General features: G+C 43.5%; 16 protein-coding genes and 1 pseudogene. 13 read left to right on the top strand and 4 right to left on the bottom strand.

Annotated features, from left to right (window positions below):
• The 8 genes from FTU17_RS14895 to FTU17_RS14860 all read left to right on the top strand — a co-directional run.
• A partial coding sequence (locus FTU17_RS14895) for a zinc ribbon domain-containing protein (RefSeq protein WP_180041888.1) occupies positions 1–133 on the top strand: 133 nt, incomplete at its 5' end.
• An 86-nt stretch (positions 134–219) separates the two neighbouring features.
• The gene (argA, locus tag FTU17_RS14890; protein ID WP_180004326.1) at positions 220–1,572 is read left to right on the top strand and encodes an amino-acid N-acetyltransferase; all 1,353 of its coding nucleotides are present in this window, start codon (positions 220–222) and stop codon (positions 1,570–1,572) included.
• 338 nt (positions 1,573–1,910) lie between these two features.
• Positions 1,911–2,873, top strand: coding sequence for a sulfonate ABC transporter substrate-binding protein (locus FTU17_RS14885; protein WP_180135889.1), 963 nt, complete (start codon positions 1,911–1,913; stop codon positions 2,871–2,873).
• A 26-nt stretch (positions 2,874–2,899) separates the two neighbouring features.
• Positions 2,900–3,889: an aliphatic sulfonate ABC transporter substrate-binding protein gene (locus FTU17_RS14880; RefSeq protein ID WP_180135887.1), complete on the top strand. Its 990-nt coding sequence runs from the start codon at positions 2,900–2,902 to the stop codon at positions 3,887–3,889.
• Positions 3,890–3,922: 33 nt separating this feature from the next.
• Positions 3,923–5,098: an FMNH2-dependent alkanesulfonate monooxygenase gene (ssuD, locus tag FTU17_RS14875; RefSeq protein ID WP_180135884.1), complete on the top strand. Its 1,176-nt coding sequence runs from the start codon at positions 3,923–3,925 to the stop codon at positions 5,096–5,098.
• Positions 5,098–5,913 carry an aliphatic sulfonate ABC transporter permease SsuC gene (gene ssuC, locus FTU17_RS14870; protein WP_078190647.1) on the top strand — a complete coding sequence of 272 codons (816 nt, stop codon included), beginning with the start codon at positions 5,098–5,100 and terminating at the stop codon, positions 5,911–5,913. The genes ssuD and ssuC overlap by 1 nt, the downstream gene beginning before the upstream one ends.
• A gap of 10 nt (positions 5,914–5,923) precedes the next feature.
• A complete protein-coding gene (locus FTU17_RS14865) occupies positions 5,924–6,730 on the top strand; it encodes an ABC transporter ATP-binding protein (RefSeq protein WP_180059733.1) in 807 nt (268 codons plus the stop codon).
• Positions 6,731–7,077: 347 nt separating this feature from the next.
• Complete coding sequence (locus FTU17_RS14860; protein ID WP_078190649.1) at positions 7,078–7,698, top strand: TetR/AcrR family transcriptional regulator; 621 nt, start codon at positions 7,078–7,080, stop codon at positions 7,696–7,698.
• A 69-nt stretch (positions 7,699–7,767) separates the two neighbouring features.
• On the opposite strand, the gene FTU17_RS14855 is transcribed toward FTU17_RS14860, so the two are convergent.
• The 3 genes from FTU17_RS14855 to FTU17_RS14845 all read right to left on the bottom strand — a co-directional run bounded on the left by FTU17_RS14855 (position 7,768) and on the right by FTU17_RS14845 (position 10,934).
• Positions 7,768–8,334, bottom strand: coding sequence for a 5'-nucleosidase (locus tag FTU17_RS14855; protein WP_111886021.1), 567 nt, complete (start codon positions 8,332–8,334; stop codon positions 7,768–7,770).
• A 118-nt stretch (positions 8,335–8,452) separates the two neighbouring features.
• Entirely contained in the window at positions 8,453–9,529 is a 1,077-nt protein-coding gene (locus FTU17_RS14850) for an aromatic ring-hydroxylating dioxygenase subunit alpha (protein ID WP_180027318.1), read from the bottom strand.
• Between the two features lie 256 nt (positions 9,530–9,785).
• Positions 9,786–10,934, bottom strand: coding sequence for a TDT family transporter (locus FTU17_RS14845; protein WP_180135882.1), 1,149 nt, complete (start codon positions 10,932–10,934; stop codon positions 9,786–9,788).
• Positions 10,935–11,142: 208 nt separating this feature from the next.
• Here FTU17_RS14845 and ribF point away from each other — a divergent pair, with 208 nt between their 5' ends.
• The 5 genes and pseudogenes from ribF to FTU17_RS14820 all read left to right on the top strand — a co-directional run.
• Positions 11,143–12,144, top strand: a complete 1,002-nt coding sequence (ribF, locus tag FTU17_RS14840) for a riboflavin biosynthesis protein RibF (protein WP_168379800.1) — start codon at positions 11,143–11,145, stop codon at positions 12,142–12,144.
• A 63-nt stretch (positions 12,145–12,207) separates the two neighbouring features.
• Positions 12,208–15,054 (top strand): isoleucine--tRNA ligase, encoded by a 2,847-nt coding sequence (ileS, locus tag FTU17_RS14835; protein WP_180022897.1) that lies wholly within the window; start codon positions 12,208–12,210, stop codon positions 15,052–15,054.
• Complete coding sequence (gene lspA / locus FTU17_RS14830) at positions 15,047–15,586, top strand: signal peptidase II (RefSeq protein ID WP_078190655.1); 540 nt, start codon at positions 15,047–15,049, stop codon at positions 15,584–15,586. Before ileS ends, lspA begins: the two co-directional genes overlap by 8 nt.
• On the top strand, positions 15,579–16,061 hold the full coding sequence (locus FTU17_RS14825) for a peptidylprolyl isomerase (RefSeq protein ID WP_078190656.1): 483 nt from the start codon (positions 15,579–15,581) through the stop codon (positions 16,059–16,061). The genes lspA and FTU17_RS14825 overlap by 8 nt, the downstream gene beginning before the upstream one ends.
• Positions 16,062–16,206: 145 nt before the next feature.
• Positions 16,207–16,416, top strand: a pseudogene (locus FTU17_RS14820) (NADPH-dependent FMN reductase); the annotation flags it as partial.
• An 18-nt stretch (positions 16,417–16,434) separates the two neighbouring features.
• Here FTU17_RS14820 and FTU17_RS14815 read toward each other — a convergent pair.
• On the bottom strand, positions 16,435–16,544 hold a 110-nt coding region (locus FTU17_RS14815; protein ID WP_179994364.1), incomplete at its 5' end, for a zinc ribbon domain-containing protein.

Below are 16,544 nucleotides of genomic sequence, written 5' to 3'. Positions count from 1 at the left end.
TAAGACAGATCTTGGAATAAGAGAATGGGAGTGCATGAGCTGTGGTACAGCTCATGATCGAGATATAAACTCAGCTCTAAACATTCTTGCGCTTGGGCATAAGCGTCTAGCTGTAGGAATCACCCTCGTTTAAGGGGGTGAGGATGTCAAATTTGCTTTCCGCTGTCATATGTTTTTGTTTAGAATCATCCATACCAAAGCGAATAAACAGGCATAGGCATGCAAACGAATATCACTGAACCATCTTCCAGCACAACCTTACAGTATGTGCATTGGTTCCGTCATTCTGCACCCTATATTAATGCGCATCGTAACAAAACCTTTGTCATCATGTTTGATGGTGAAGCGCTGCAACATGAAAATTTTCAACACATTATTCATGATATTGCCTTATTACACTCACTTGGTATTCGTCTAATTTTGGTGCATGGTGCTCGTCCGCAAATCAATCATAATTTACAAAGCAGCGGCATCAAGACACCATTTCATCATCACCGTCGCATCACCACTCGCGAATCCTTACCTGCGGTGATGAATGCCGTCGGTTCCATTCGTCTGCAAATTGAAGCCCTCCTGTCTATGGGTTTAGCCAACTCACCGATGTACGGCGCGCGTATTGATGTGGTCTCAGGCAATTTGGTCACGGCAAAACCGTATGGCATTCGTGACGGTATCGATTTTCAACTGTCTGGTGAAGTTCGTTCCGTCGATATCGATGCGATTCAACGTCATTTAGAGAGCCAAAATATTGTGGTGCTTGGGCCAACAGGTTATTCCACGACAGGTGAAGTGTTTAATTTATTGGCTGAAGAAGTTGCGACCAAAACCGCGATCAGTTTAAAAGCGGATAAGTTGATTTTCTTGGGCAAACAACATGGTTTGCACAATGAACATGGGCAGCTACAACGCGAAATTACACCTCATCAACTTGATCAGCATATTTTGCAATATCAAGATTCTAATCCCGATATTGCCCTGCATTTAAGCGTTGCTAAAGATGCCTCGTTACAAGGCGTACACCGTGTTCATCTTATTTCATATGCCTATGATGGCGCATTGATCGAAGAATTGTTCACACGTGACGGTTCTGGCACCATGATCACCGATGCGCATTATGAAGAAGTGCGTACTGCCGATATTCAAGATGTGGGTGGCTTAATCAATCTCTTACGCCCTCTCGAACAAGAAGGCATCTTGGTTTATCGCTCACGCGAACGTCTGGAAAATGAAATTGGACAATTTGCAGTGATTGAACGTGACGGTACGATTTTGGCCTGCGCTGCGTTATACCCGATTCCTGTCACAGGGAATGAAAAACGCTCTGCTGAAATCGCGTGCGTAGCTGTGCATCCGGGGTATCGAAAATCAAATCGCGGTAGCCAAATTTTGCATTATTTAGAAGAAAAAGCGCGAGATTTAGGTATTGAACAATTGTTTATTTTGACCACACGGACAGCGCATTGGTTCCTTGAACAAGGTTTTGAACAAGTCAGTGTCGATGACTTACCGAATGCCCGTCAGGCCTTATACAACTACCAAAGAAACTCATTGGTTTGTAAAAAGTCACTTTAAAGTGGCTTTTTTTATGCGCTGAATAGCATTATTTTGCATAAGGTTATGCCTAATCCCTTGGCTATCCCCCTCAAATCACTTTGCAAGCCACAGAATAACCATATCTGCCATTTAAATAACCCAAATAAATAAATAATTTCAATAACTTAAAATAATACTTTGACACATTATATGTTTTTCTAAAATCATAATTTTTCATAAGTTTTGCTGATTTTTATTTATCTTTTTTCCTGATTTTAAATTTAAGTTTTCTTATTTTTTTCGAAAAAGAAAACTCTTTAGCTTATGTGTTCATAAATCAACAGTTCTGCAAATTTAGACCTTTATAGGAGCAACACATGCGTACTCACAAAGTAAAACTTTGGACAAAAACACTTGTACTGTCTACAGCGGTTGTGGGTGCCATGATGATGTCGGGCTGTGGCAAAAAAGAGGCTGATGAAAATGTCACCTTAAATATTGGCTTCCAAAAATATGGCTTATTGCCAATTTTAAAAGAACGCGGAACCTTAGAAACAGCCTTAAAAAGCCAAGGTGTAAATATCAAATGGGTGGAATTTCCTGCGGGTCCACAGCTGCTTGAAGGGCTCAATGTGGGCAGCGTGTCATTTGGTGAAGTCGGTGAAGCACCGCCTATCTTTGCTCAAGCCGCTCAAACCGATTTGGTTTACATTGCCAACCAACCTGCAGTTCCAAAAGCTGAAGCGTTAATTGTGCAAAAAGATTCGGCTATTCACAGTATTCAGGACTTAAAAGGTAAACGTGTGGCCTTAAACAAAGGCTCAAACGTGCATTACCTGTTGCTCAAGCTGTTGGAAGCCAATCAGCTTAAATTTAGCGACATCAATGTCGTGTATTTACCACCTGCCGACGCACGTGCTGCTTTTGAAAAAGGTGCCGTTGATGCATGGGTAATTTGGGACCCGTTCCTTTCTGCTGCTGAGCATCAACTTAATGCTCGCAGCATTGCCAATGGCGAAAACTTGGTGAAGAACTACCAGTTCTATTTGGCCGATCGTAAATTTGCTCAGGAAAATCCAAAAGTGCTGCAAGCTGTGGTGAATGAGTTGAATTTGACCACGCAATGGGTCTCAAAAAATCAAGACGAAGCGGCCAAGTTACTCGAAGGCAAAACCGGCTTAGGTCTAGATGTGCTTAAAACATCTATTTCACGCTTAGGCAATCAAGTGACGCCGATTACTACACAAGTGGCGCAAGAGCAGCAGCAAGTCGCTGATGCGTTTTATAACGAAAAATTAATTCCCAATAAATTAAATATTGAGTCGGTCATTATCAAATAAGCCGACTACAGCATAAGGGCGATGCCATGCGTATTCTAAGAACATTTTCCATACTGACTTTAGCCACTTTGGGCCTTGGACTCAGTGCGTGCCAAAAACAAGAAACAGCACAGCAGGATCGTGAAAAACCAACTGAAACAGCCGTAAAAACCTTGGTTATTGGTTTTCAAAAATCAGCCTTAAATTTGTTGGTTGCCCGTGAACAAAAGCTCTTTGAACAACAATTTCCCGGTGCTCACATTGAGTGGAAGGAGTTCCCTGCTGGCCCACAAATGTTAGAAGCCCTTACGGTCGGTGCGGTGGATTATGGCTATGTCGGCAACACCCCGCCTATTTTTGCCCAAGCTGCCAATAAAGACCTGAATTATATTGGCTATGAAGTGGTGCCTGAACAGTCGCTTGCTGTCGTGATTCCAGCGGATAGCTCAATCAAAACCATTCAAGAATTACGTGGCAAACGCGTTGCTGTACAAAAAGGCTCGAGTGCGCATGAGTTATTAGCCAAAACTTTAGAAAAAGCCGGTTTGACTTGGAATGACATTCAACCGATTTGGATTCCACCAGCAGATGCACGTGCCGCATTTGATAAAAAATCAATTGATGCATGGGCCATTTGGGATCCGTTTTTATCTGCAGCGGAGTTGGATGCTCAGGCTAAAGTGCTGATTCAATCTGGTGATTTTCCAAAGACCTATTCATTTTATGTGGCAAATCCAAAAGTCGTTCAAGCGCACCCTGATGCCCCAGCTAAATTTTTAAAGGCCTTAGACGCTTCCGATCAGTGGATTGTGAAGAACCAAAATGTGGCTTTAGAGATTTATCAAACCAGCACAGGGCTGCAAAAGAATATTGCTGCGCAAGCCTTTTCACGCCGATCTAAACCATCTCCTGTGCGCTCGCTGACACCCGAGGTCATACAAGCACAGCAAAATATTGCGGACTTATTTAAACAAGTCCAACTGATTCCAAACAACATTCAAGTCCAAAAGCAAGTTTGGACACCTTCATCACATTGATACCCGAGCCATCAAAAATACAAGGAACTGAACATGAAAATTTTCTGGTTTATCCCTACCCACGGTGACAGTCGCTACTTAGGAACAAGTAAAGGTGCACGCCAAGTCGATCATGCCTACATGAAGCAAATTGCAGTAGCGGTGGATAATCTTGGCTATGAAGGCGTTCTGATTCCAACAGGTCGTTCATGTGAAGATCCATGGCTTACAGCTGCAAGCTTGATTGATGCCACTAAAAATTTAAAATTTCTAGTGGCGCTACGTCCGGGGGTGACAACGCCTGCACTAACTGCACGTATGGCTGCAACTTTTGACCGTTTATCTGGCGGCCGTATCTTACTGAACTTAGTTACAGGCGGTGATGAGCAGGAACTCAAGGGTGATGGTGTCTATGAAGATCACGCAACGCGTTACCAAACTGCCGCGGAATACACCACCATTTGGCGTGAAATTTTAACCCGCTCACATACCGGTGAAAGCTATACCTTCCATGGTGAACGTCTGAGTGTGGACGACGCCAAATTACTCTATCCGCCGCTACAAAAACCGTACCCACCATTATGGTTTGGCGGTTCTTCAGAGGCTGCTGTTGAACTGGCAACAGATCAAGTTGACACCTATTTGACTTGGGGTGAGCCACCTGCTGCGGTAAAAGAAAAAATTGCAGTGGTGCGTGAAAAAGCCAAAGCCAAAGGACGTGAACTGAATTATGGCATTCGTTTACATGTCATTGTGCGCGAAACCAATGAAGAGGCATGGAAAGCAGCAGAAGAGCTGATCCAATATGTCGACGATGCCACCATTGCAGCCGCGCAAGCCAAGTTCAAAACCATGGACTCTGTTGGTCAACGCCGTATGGCTGAACTGCACAATGGCGACCGTAGCAAATTAGAAGTATCGCCAAACTTATGGTCCGGTGTTGGTCTGGTTCGTGGTGGTGCAGGTACGGCACTCGTTGGTGATCCTGAAACTGTCGCCGCACGTATCCAAGAATATGCCGATCTCGGGATTAGCACCTTTATTTTCTCTGGTTACCCACACCTTGAAGAGTCTATCCGTTTTGCAGAATTAGTGTTCCCATTACTGCCATTGGAAACACGTCAGAAATTGGTTCAACCTAACTTAACCGGCCCATTTGGTGAGATTGTCGCGAACAATTACACACCAGATGAAAATAAAAAAGCTGAAAAGATTCAGGAGCCGGCCTAATGTCCAAAACTGTTTCTGTTGAAACCTTCAAAGCACCGAAGGTTTCACGTGGAACACAACTCGGGCAGCGTTTGCTGCCTTGGTTGTTTCCTATTGCATTAATTATTGTTTGGCAAATTGCCTCTGTTACAGGGCTGTTAGAAAGTCGTATTTTGCCTGCGCCAAGTGCGGTGGTGGTGGCCTTTTGGAACTTACTGATCAGTGGTGAACTGTGGAAGCATGTTCAAATCAGTGCAGGTCGTGCTTTGGTTGGACTTCTAGTCGGCGGTGGTTTAGGTCTTTTTTTAGGTCTGCTGAATGGTTCATCCAAAACAGCATCGACGCTACTCGATACCACGCTGCAAATGATCCGTAACATTCCTGCTCTTGCCCTGATTCCCTTGGTGATTTTATGGTTTGGGATCGATGAATCGGCCAAACTTTTTTTAGTCGCTATTGGCGTATTCTTTCCCATTTATATCAATACCTATCATGGTATTCGTTCTGTAGACCCTCAACTGATTGAAATGGGCAAAAGCTACGGTTTGAGTGGCTGGCAACTGTATAAAGAAATCATTCTACCGGGGGCGATGCCGTCTATTTTGGTTGGTCTGCGTTTTTCACTCGGGCTCGTTTGGGTTTTGTTGATTGTGGCAGAAACCATTTCTGCACAAGCCGGCATCGGTTATATGACCATGAATGCACGCGAATTTCTACAAACCGATATCGTCTTGGTCGGGATTTTATTGTATGCCCTACTCGGTAAATTAGCCGATGTACTGGCTGTTGCCTTAGAAAAATATTTACTCCGTTGGCACTCGGGTTACCAAAAATAAGGAGCATGTGATGACCGATTTAAGCATAAGCCGTCATGCAGACGACTCAACCCAACCTCAGCGTTCTTCAGTCGAGGATATCACCCCCCATGCGGTGTTGGGCGCAGAGATCCTGATTGAACAACTACACAAATTTTATGGCGATGTTAAAGTCCTTGAGGACCTTGACCTGCATATTCAACCCGGTGAATTCTTGGCAATTGTCGGTCGTAGTGGCTGTGGTAAAAGTACCCTGCTTCGCCTCATCGCCGACTTAGAAAAGCCCAGTTATGGCGAAATTAAATTTAAGTCTGCACGTCATATTCGTGAAGGCATCACCAGTGATGATATTCGTGTGATGTTCCAAGACCCTCGCCTTCTGCCTTGGCGTAGCATTGAGAAAAATGTACAACTTGGTTTAAGCAAAGACCAACATGCCAATGCCACAGCACTCCTCGAGAAAGTTGGTTTAAAAGACAAAGCGGGGCTTTGGCCAACACAGCTATCAGGGGGGCAACGTCAACGTACTGCACTGGCACGTGCTTTGTCACATAAACCACGCATTTTGCTGCTAGATGAACCACTGGGTGCGCTCGATGCCTTAACACGTTTAGATATGCAGAATTTGATTGAAAAACTCTGGACTGAACAAGGGTTTACCGCGATTTTGGTCACGCATGATGTGAGTGAAGCCGTACAGTTGGCAGACCGTATAATCTTGCTTGATAAAGGCCATATTGCCAAAGAATTTAGTGTCGATTTGACCCGTCCACGAAAAAAAGGCATTGAATTTACTGAACTTGAACAACAAGTCTTACAAGCGGTCTTGGCCACTTAAGCTGTACTTGTGCAGGAAATCATCACTTAAACCGTGTGACTTCCTGTCCTATTCAAGAACAATATCGCAACAAAACCACGTTTAGCATTGAGGGTAGATTTATCGCCTGTTGACAAATACATCACAAAAATTACGACAAATCATATAAATCCATGACTAAAAATAATGATTTATTTAAATTTCACCCTAAAATGATTATTTGAAATATTATGGCATTCGTCGTATTTATTTGACCGTTGAATAGAATAAACTGCCAAAATTCATAAAATTAGAAACGATGATTGTGCACAAATCTGTTGATTTGCCGTACAATTCAATATTCCCTTTTCATTTTCTTAAAAGAGCTAATGGAACAAAAAAAGAGTACCCAGAAACGCCACCAGTTGCTTAATGCAGCACTGGATGTCTTTTCCCTGTATGGCTTCAATGGCGCCAGCTTGGATGAGATCGCACAGATTGCAGAAATGCATAAATCGAATATTTTCTATTACTATGAAAATAAAGAAGCGCTTTATGTTGAAGTTCTGACAACGGTTCTACAAAAGTGGCTTGCTCCGCTACAAATGTTGGAAGCAGACCTTGAGCCCGAAGAAGCAATCACCAATTATCTATTGCAGAAAATTGAAGTATCTCGTACGCAACCGAAAGCCTCACGTTTGTTCGCACTTGAAGTCATTCAGGGCGCACCACACATTCTTGAAATTTTAAAAGGCCCACTAAAAAAATTAGTGAAACGCAAAGCCAAAGTCATTAGCAACTGGCAAGAGCAAGGTAAAATTTCAAAAGATATTGATCCAGAACTTTTAATTCTGAACATTTGGGCAATTACGCAAAACTATGCTGACTTTGCAACCCAAATGGAAATGGTCACTGGAAAAACCTTACGTAATCGCAGTATGCAACAACGGATTATTCAACATACCGTTCATATGATGCTTTACGGTGTAATTCCACGCCCAGAAAAGTAAATTGAATTGGGTCGAATTGGCATACGACCATAGCATTCTATGGTCGCCGACCGAAATTAGCTAAATGCCTTATTTGACTGTTTGATATAATTTCAATAATTTCTTTGCGCCGAATAATAAATTTTCTTCCCAATCCAGATGCGCTGTGTCATTCGCACCATCGGTAATATATTTTACCGATACAAAGCGAACACCCAGTTTTTTACATACTTTAGCGATTGCGTAGCCTTCCATATCGACAAGATTACACGGTACTTTCGGCAGCCCAGTTTCAAAGCTGTCGCCTGTACCACAAATTCCTTTAGGCAAATGGCTAAACATGCTCTCTGGCTGAATTTCAGCAGGATGATCGGTATCCATCGGCGTCACCCCCACATCAAAACCCAAAGGCGATACATCCATATCCCGTTGTACAAATTGAGCTACTTCAACCAAAGCATGTGCATCAAAATGTGAACTTCCCGCAGTGCCCAAATTCAGCAAAGTATGACATCCGGTTTTTTGAATCACATCAAAGGCTTTAAATGCGGCATTGACTTTACCAATACCACTGTAATGCACTTCAATGCCTGCAGCTTCAAATAAGCCTTTAGATTCACTCGGCAGTGCCATAATTAAAGCGATTTGCTGACGCATAGCGGTCTCCTCAAATTGATGCCTTCATATAGCATACATTTGCACGTGCGCAGAAAAAATCATCTTCAAAAATCACATTGCTCAGAAAAATAAATTCCTCACGCAGATTTCAATGCTATCAAATTTGAAATTGCATCGGACGTTTGCCAATAAATGACGGTGCCAATTGTTGGTCATGACGTAAGGCATCTAAAATCTTCTCTAAGGCAATATGTGCCATATCCCCTCTCACACTATGCGAATGGGTCATCGGCATATGCTCGATGCCAGCTCTTCGCGCTGACAAAATTTTAATGTCTTGTTTGTTGACCACCCAAGTATAGGCATTCACAGCCGGCATCAATGCCTTAGACAACAATTTTGGAATGGGAAATTTATAGCTAACACAGGTATAAACCCTTGACTCAAATGGCCCCACAGGGCTAATCAGACTATTAAACACCATGCCCGACGGCTCTCCCCAATGGTACTCCACCAAGGTAATATTCGGTGCGATAAAACTGTCGCGGTGAACCTGTTCAGCACCATGCGGATTGGTCAGCCATGGCATCATGCCAACATCTGCATCATGGTCATGATAGTCAACGACTACTTTGCGCGGCCCGACATCTATGGTGGCATCCACGGCTTTTCCGGACTCTGAACGAAACCAGCCTTCATGCACAAATATGGTATGAGTCACATCCATAATATTCTGTGCAACAGCGCCCATCTCGCCATCATAACTGCCGACCATGTAATAGCTGACCCAACCGGCTTGATCATAAAATGGTAATTTAAATATTTCTGGGCGTTCTTGTTTTGGCTTTTCACCGAGATAAATCCATACCACCCCATCTTGCTCACACACATCAAAACTACGCTGTTTAAAGGGATGCGGTTTTTCTGGAAAAAATTGTCCATTGACACTAGGAATATGCGCCACATGCCCATCGCCCTGATACGACCAACCATGATATGGACATGTCACGCAGCCATCAGTCATTTTACCCTGAGACAAAGGCACGCCACGATGTACACATTGATCGAGCAATGCAGCAGCTGTTCCATCTTTTTGTCGGAACAGAACAATTTTTTTACCATACAGGGTGGCTGAAAAAGGCTGATCTTTTTTGAGTTCTTTAGAGGTACAAGCGACGTACCACTCTTCTAATAATCCTTTGGCATCATCCCAAAAACGGGTTTGATTACACATAATTCGATCCTTATTTTTATCTTTTTGTTTTAATCCATAAGCCTTGCTCTAACACCTAGTACAAGCAAGTTTATATCTCGAAGCCAGTTGATCTCTCGAAAATACGCGCAAATTTTATACATGAATGTTTTGCTTGGATAGCAAAATAACGTAACTGCATCACACGCTTGCAGAAGCTCTATATTTGTTTGTTGAAATCCGTCAAAGCCAACGCGCAATAGTTTTCTTCAACGGATTTACATTCACCCAACATCAATTAAGATGCGCGCTGAGCATCACAATACGCTTTTAAACACGGAGAAAAAAATAAGCTGCCACGATAAAACCCTTGTATGGTTTTCAGCATCACCAATAACCAAAGCGTACAGAGCAAAACCGCAAAAAAAGTGCCACACTGTTGGATAGCGTGTAATTGCGTTTGTTCCGCCAAATTGATGACCGCCAAACTAAAAACGCCGAATGGAAACGTCATCGCCCACCACCCGAGATTAAAGGGTAAATCTCGTAAATGTTTTAGCGTGATGAGTATAGCGATTCCAAACCACCATACACCAAATCCGAGCAGAACAAGGGCTGCAAACACACCGCCTTGAAGTAACACCTGTCCTAAATCAACCAAATTTACTGCTGTCAAAATACGAGGGGCTTGCTCTCCCAAAAGTAACAGCGCTAACGCCCCTGTCCCAATCGGTCCTAAGGCCAACCAACTGCTGATTGCCATCTCCTTGCTTGGCAATTGATGTAAAGCTAGACGCAGCAACAAGATGCTTAAGATGGCAAAGGCTGGAAATACTGAGATTCCCCAAAGCAGATAACTCCCCAGCAAAATATGGACAGCATGGGCCTGTGCAGGTAAATGCGCCAACAATAAACCACCTGAACTGGCAGCCACCTCGCAAGCCACTATCGGCAATAACCATACTGCGGTCATGCCTTGCAGCGCATGTTGCTGACGACTAAACATCAGAAAGGGAACACACCATGCAATCGCAATTGCCATCAACACATCGACATACCATAAATATTCAGCCCATGTGATGATGCTTACGCCCAAAAACTCAGTGTACAGCGTGGTGCCAAATTTCAATGCGCCATTGATCAGGGTTGCCAGTGCCATGGGGATTGCCCCAAGAAATAAACTCATCACCGGATGCTGGAAAATCTGCTTGGCTTCTTGTGGATACAAGATCCATCGGCTGAGATACATCCCACTAAACAATATGAACAACACGATGCTGATCTGCCACAACCCTGCTCCGATGGACCACATCCACTGCGGCGCCAACGGTATAGATGGTAAAATGAGGGCCACCACACCTGTACCCATCACCACCGTAAACCAGTTTGGGGTGAAATGACGAATCAAGTCTTGTTTATGCTGGAGTTGATAAAATGGCATTTTCATCGCATGATGCTCATCAAAATGGAATGTCTATAGTTTAAGCACACTAATTAATAAGAAAAATTGATTAATATTTATTTTTATAATTTATTTTACTGATAATAAATTCATCTCTGCATAAAAAAACTTGAGTAAAAACACAACAACAAGACGAACGCAGAAGATTATGGCAATATATAGCCCTCAAACATTTTCAACAATTGATTCGCCCATGAAGCTGCTCCGTCTGAATGCTTTAGCGCCCCACTTAGAACTCCCCAAAACTGCCGTGACCATTGGCAATTTTGATGGCGTACATTTGGGTCATCAAGCGATGGTCAGCCAGCTCAAAGACATAGCACAGCAACAAAACTTAAAAACAGCTGTGATGATTTTTGAGCCACAACCGCTTGAATTCTTTAAAGCTTATGATGCACCGCCTCGAATCAGTTCACTACGTGAAAAAGTCGAATATTTAACTGAACTAGGCGTCGACTATATTGTGGTGGCGAAATTTGACAATGCCTTTCGTAATCTCAGCGCCGAAGAATTTGCCGATATTTTAAAAAATAAACTCAATACACAAAGTTTAGTTTTGGGCGAAGATCATCACTTTGGCAAAAACCGCCAAGGCAATAGCGAATTTTTACGCCAATACGGCTTCCAAGTCACAGCCCTGCAAAATGTCGAAGTCGATGGCGAACGTGTCAGTTCGACACTGGTTCGTCAGACATTACAAGCAGGCGACCTTGCCCATGCCGCAAAACTTTTAGGTCGTCCTTATAGCATCACCGGTCGTGTGCAGTATGGCGATCAAATCGGTCGCACCATTAATTTTCCTACCATTAATGTGCGTTTAAACCGTCATAAACCTTGTTTAAATGGCATTTATGCAGTCGATGTCATTTGTGAAACCGAATCTTTAACAGATAAAGTAAAAAACGAAAATGCTGACAAATTAGGGGTTGCAGGTTATGCACCCTCTGCCCTGTTTGGTGCAGGGCATGTTGGTACGCGTCCCGCGATTAAACAGGAACATCCTGAATGGCGATTAGAAGTACATTTTCCTGATGTTTCTGCTAATCTGTATGGCCTGTTAATGCGGGTGACGTTCTTGAACTTTTTACATGGCGAAAAGGACTACCCTTCGCTTGAAGCATTGAAAGCCGGAATTGATGACGACGTCGAAAAACTCCTTGAGTTTCGAGGTCAGCACCCTCATTTCCCCTTTTAAACCCCGATTATTTATTGTAAAACGCGTCAGTCAACGGGCTGATAAATTTGGAAGACAACTTGCATGAGCGATAAGCAAACTCCTGAAAATGCAGTGGATTATAAAGCCACGCTAAACCTCCCAGGTACTGAATTTGCGATGAAAGCAAATCTCGCAGTACGTGAAGCGAAATGGTTAGAAGAGTGGTATGCCGACAACATTTATCAGCAGATTCGTGCATCGCGTATTGGCAAGAAAAAATATGTGCTTCATGACGGCCCTCCATACGCAAATGGCCAAATTCACTTAGGCCATGCGGTGAATAAAGTCCTGAAAGACATCATCATCAAAAGCCGTGTAATGGACGGTTTTGACGCACCGTATGTACCAGGTTGGGACTGTCACGGTCTTCCAATCGAACTGAAAGTTGAAGAAAAAGTCGGTAAAGTCGGCGTGAAAGTAGATGCCTCAACTTTCCGTAAAGCCTGCCGTGAATATGCCTACACCCAAGTTGAATTACAGAAAAAAGACTTCGTGCGTATGGGTGTGTTTGGTGATTGGGACAACCCTTACCTCACCATGAACTTCAAACAAGAAGCCGACATCGTTCGTTCGCTCGGTGAAATTGCCAAAGCAGGCCATATTGAGCCGGGTCTTAAACCTGTAAACTGGTGTTTGGACTGTGGTTCTGCCTTAGCTGAAGCTGAAGTGGAATACGAAGACAAAAAATCAGATGCGATTGACGTTGGTTTTAGCGTTGTTGATTTAGCTGATTTATCTGCACGCCTAGGTGTTACAGTTAGCGATTCTACAGATATCGTAATCTGGACAACCACACCTTGGACTATGCCTGCCAACCAAGCGGTTGCTCTACACGCTGAACTTGAATACCAATTGGTGAAAGCAACTGGCGAAGACAAAGCAGCGCAAAACTTCATCCTTGCAAAATCATTGGTTGAATCTGCAACTCAGCGTTATGGTTTTAACGCAGTAGAAGTGATTGCTGAATTTGCTGGTGCAAAACTTGAAAATCTAGTACTACAACATCCGTTAATTGCTGAACGCCAAGTGCCAGTGATTTTGGGTGAGCATGTCACAGACGGCAGTGGTACAGGTGCTGTGCATACCGCGCCAGGCCATGGTGTGGACGACTATAAAGTTGGCTTACAGTACAACCTGAAAGTCGACAATCCAGTTGGCGGCAACGGTGTATATTTACCGACTGCGCCAATTTTTGCAGGCGAACACATCTACAAAGCCAATCCAAAAATCATTGCTGCTTTAACCGAAGCAGGCAAACTTTGGGCACATGTGGTGATCAAACATAGCTACCCACATTGCTGGCGCCATAAAACACCGATTATCTTCCGTGCAACACCGCAATGGTTCATCAGCATGGATGCAAAAGGTTTACGCCAAGGTGCATTGAACGCGATTGAAAATGACATCAGCTTCGTACCGGATTGGGGTAAAAACCGTATCCAATCGATGATTGAAGGTCGTCCAGATTGGTGTATCTCACGTCAACGTACATGGGGCGTGCCAATTCCATTCTTCGTGCATAAAGATACCAACGAACTTCACCCGCGTACCCCTGAGCTAATCGAAGAAGTCGCGAAGCTGATTGAACAAGAAGGTATTGACGGTTGGTATAACCGTGATGCGTCTGAGTTTATCGGTGCAGATGCAGAGCAGTACAATGCAGTTCGTGACACTCTAGACGTTTGGTTTGACTCTGGAACAACACACTTTGCAGTACTTCGTGAACGTGAAGAATTGCAAGACCCTGCTGACTTGTACCTTGAAGGTTCTGACCAACATCGTGGCTGGTTCCAATCTTCATTGTTAACATCTATGGCGATTAATAACCGCGCACCTTACAAAGGCTTATTGACTCACGGCTTCGTTGTGGACGAAAAAGGCCGCAAAATGTCGAAGTCGATCGGTAACGTGATCACTCCGCAAGACATCATTAAAGACATGGGTGCAGATGGCCTACGTTTCTGGATTGCGTCTGCAGACTACCGTTATGAAATGACTGCAGGTAAAGAAATCTTCAGCCGTGCATCAGATGGTTACCGCCGTATCCGTAATACGTTGCGTTTCTTGTTGGCGAACTTGAATGGCTTCAAACCATCGACTGATGCTTTGCCTGTCGATCAATTGATCGCACTGGATCAATACATCTTGCAACGTGCTGCGGAAGTGCAAAAAACCATTCAGCAAGCCTATGAAGATATGAACTTCCATATCGTGACCAGCGCATTGACCAACTTCTGTATTAATGACTTGGGTGGTTTCTACCTCGACATCATCAAAGACCGTCAATACACCACCAAAGCAGACTCTGCAGCGCGTCATTCTGCACAAACTGCGTTGTATCACTTGGTTCAAGCCTTTGTCCGCTGGATGTCTCCAATCTTGAGTTTCACCGCACAAGAAGCTTGGCCGTTGATTCCAGAGCAATCTGAGAAATATGTATTTACTGCGGAGTGGTATGACATTCCTGTAGCTTCTACAGCGAATCTGGTGACTGAAGCTGAATGGCAAACCTTGATCACCGTTAAATCTGCGGTGAACAAGTTTATTGAAGCTGCACGTACTGCAAAAACTGTGGGTTCAAACTTGTCTGCCAAAGTTGAACTTTGGGCCAATGCTGAGCTGAAAGCTGTTTTAGACAAATTCGGTGAAGAACTGCGTTTTGTCCTCATCACTTCTCAAGTGATTGTCAATGCGTTTGATGCAGCGCAAGGTGAAGCCTCTGACCTTGACGGTTTAAATGTCAAAGTCTCTGCTGCTGATGGTGAAAAATGTGCACGCTGCTGGCATGTACTGCCAGATGTGAATACACATCACGAACATCCAGGTCTTTGTTCTCGTTGTATTATTAACCTTCCTACAGGTCAAGGCGAAGAGAGAAAATATGCCTAATCCACAAGAAAAAAAGGGCTTCTTTCAATTCTACCCACACAATTTAGTGTGGGTGGGCTTATCCATTGTTGCCATTATTTTGGATCAATGGACCAAATGGATTGCAAGTACACATCTGAACTACGCAGATCCTGTACCTGTCATGCCCTTTTTAAATTGGACATTACTACATAACTATGGCGCTGCCTTTAGTTTCTTGTCCGATGCCGGTGGATGGCAACGTTATTTCTTTACTTCACTCGCAGGACTTGTGTCTGTCATTTTTGTATTTTGGCTCATGCGTATGCCAAAAAACGTGAAAGTCCTTCCAATTGCCATTGCCCTGATTTTAGGCGGCGCAATCGGCAACTTAATTGACCGCGTATCTTTAGGCTATGTGGTGGATTTCATTCACGTGTATTACAACAACAGCCACTTTCCTGCATTTAATATTGCAGACAGTGCCATTACATTAGGCACGATTCTGCTTCTTATCGATACGTTTTTCTTAGAAAAACACCGAATTCAACGTGCGGAAGCGCAAAATGACTGATTTTATCAATCCTAACGAGGAAACTCGTATTGAAGAAGGTTCTAAAGTAGACCTTCACTTTTCTGTTGCTATTGAAAATGGCGTAGAAATTGACAATACCCGTAGCCGTGCTGAACCTGTCAGCCTTGTCATGGGTGATGGCAGCTTATTACCGGGTTTTGAGAAAGCTTTATTCGGTTTACGTGCAGGTGACCGCCGTACTGTGAGCCTTCCTCCTGAAGATGCTTTTGGTCCATGGAACCCGGAAAACGTACAAAAATTTGATACTGTCAAATTTGAGCAACGTCCTGTTGAAGGCCATATGATTGAGTTTGAAGATAAAGCCAAACAAAGTCTGTATGGGGTGATCAAAACTGTAGGTGAAGACATTACCGAAGTGGATTTCAACCACCCTCTAGCCGGTAAAAATATCACCTTTGAAGTTGAAATTTTCAAAGTGACCCCTGCCGGTCAACAAGGCGTGAAACTGATCTAAGTTTCAGCAAATGAAAGCTCCTTCGGGAGCTTTTTTTTATCACTATTTTTATAACTATCAATCGACTCGATACATTTTCTGTATATGCAACAGATCGAATTCATATTAATTTAATGCAAGACTTTAAAACAAGACGGGAAATACGATGAAACTTCATATTATTGTCGGCAGTGTCCGCGAAGGCCGTACGGCAATTAAGATTGCAAACTGGCTACTTTCAGAAATCGAAAGCTATGACTACAGTACCGTAGAAACTGAAATTGTCGATTTAAAAGAATGGGATCTGCCTATTTTTGCAGGCGCACATCCACCATTAACCGGGATTTATGACCAACCCAAACAACAAGCATGGGCAGTTGACATCCTCCCCCCCTTAAAAGAGGGTGATTCCTACAGCTAGACGCTTATGCCCAAGCGCAAGAATGTTTAGAGCTGAGTTTATATCTCGATCATGAGCTGTACCACAGCTCATGCACTCCCATT

It is taken from the genome of Acinetobacter sp. YH12070, assembly GCF_013419625.1.
Taxonomy (GTDB): domain Bacteria; phylum Pseudomonadota; class Gammaproteobacteria; order Pseudomonadales; family Moraxellaceae; genus Acinetobacter; species Acinetobacter amyesii.
The sequence above is the reverse complement of the archived record's forward strand: the minus strand, read 5'-3'. Positions and strand labels throughout refer to the sequence as shown.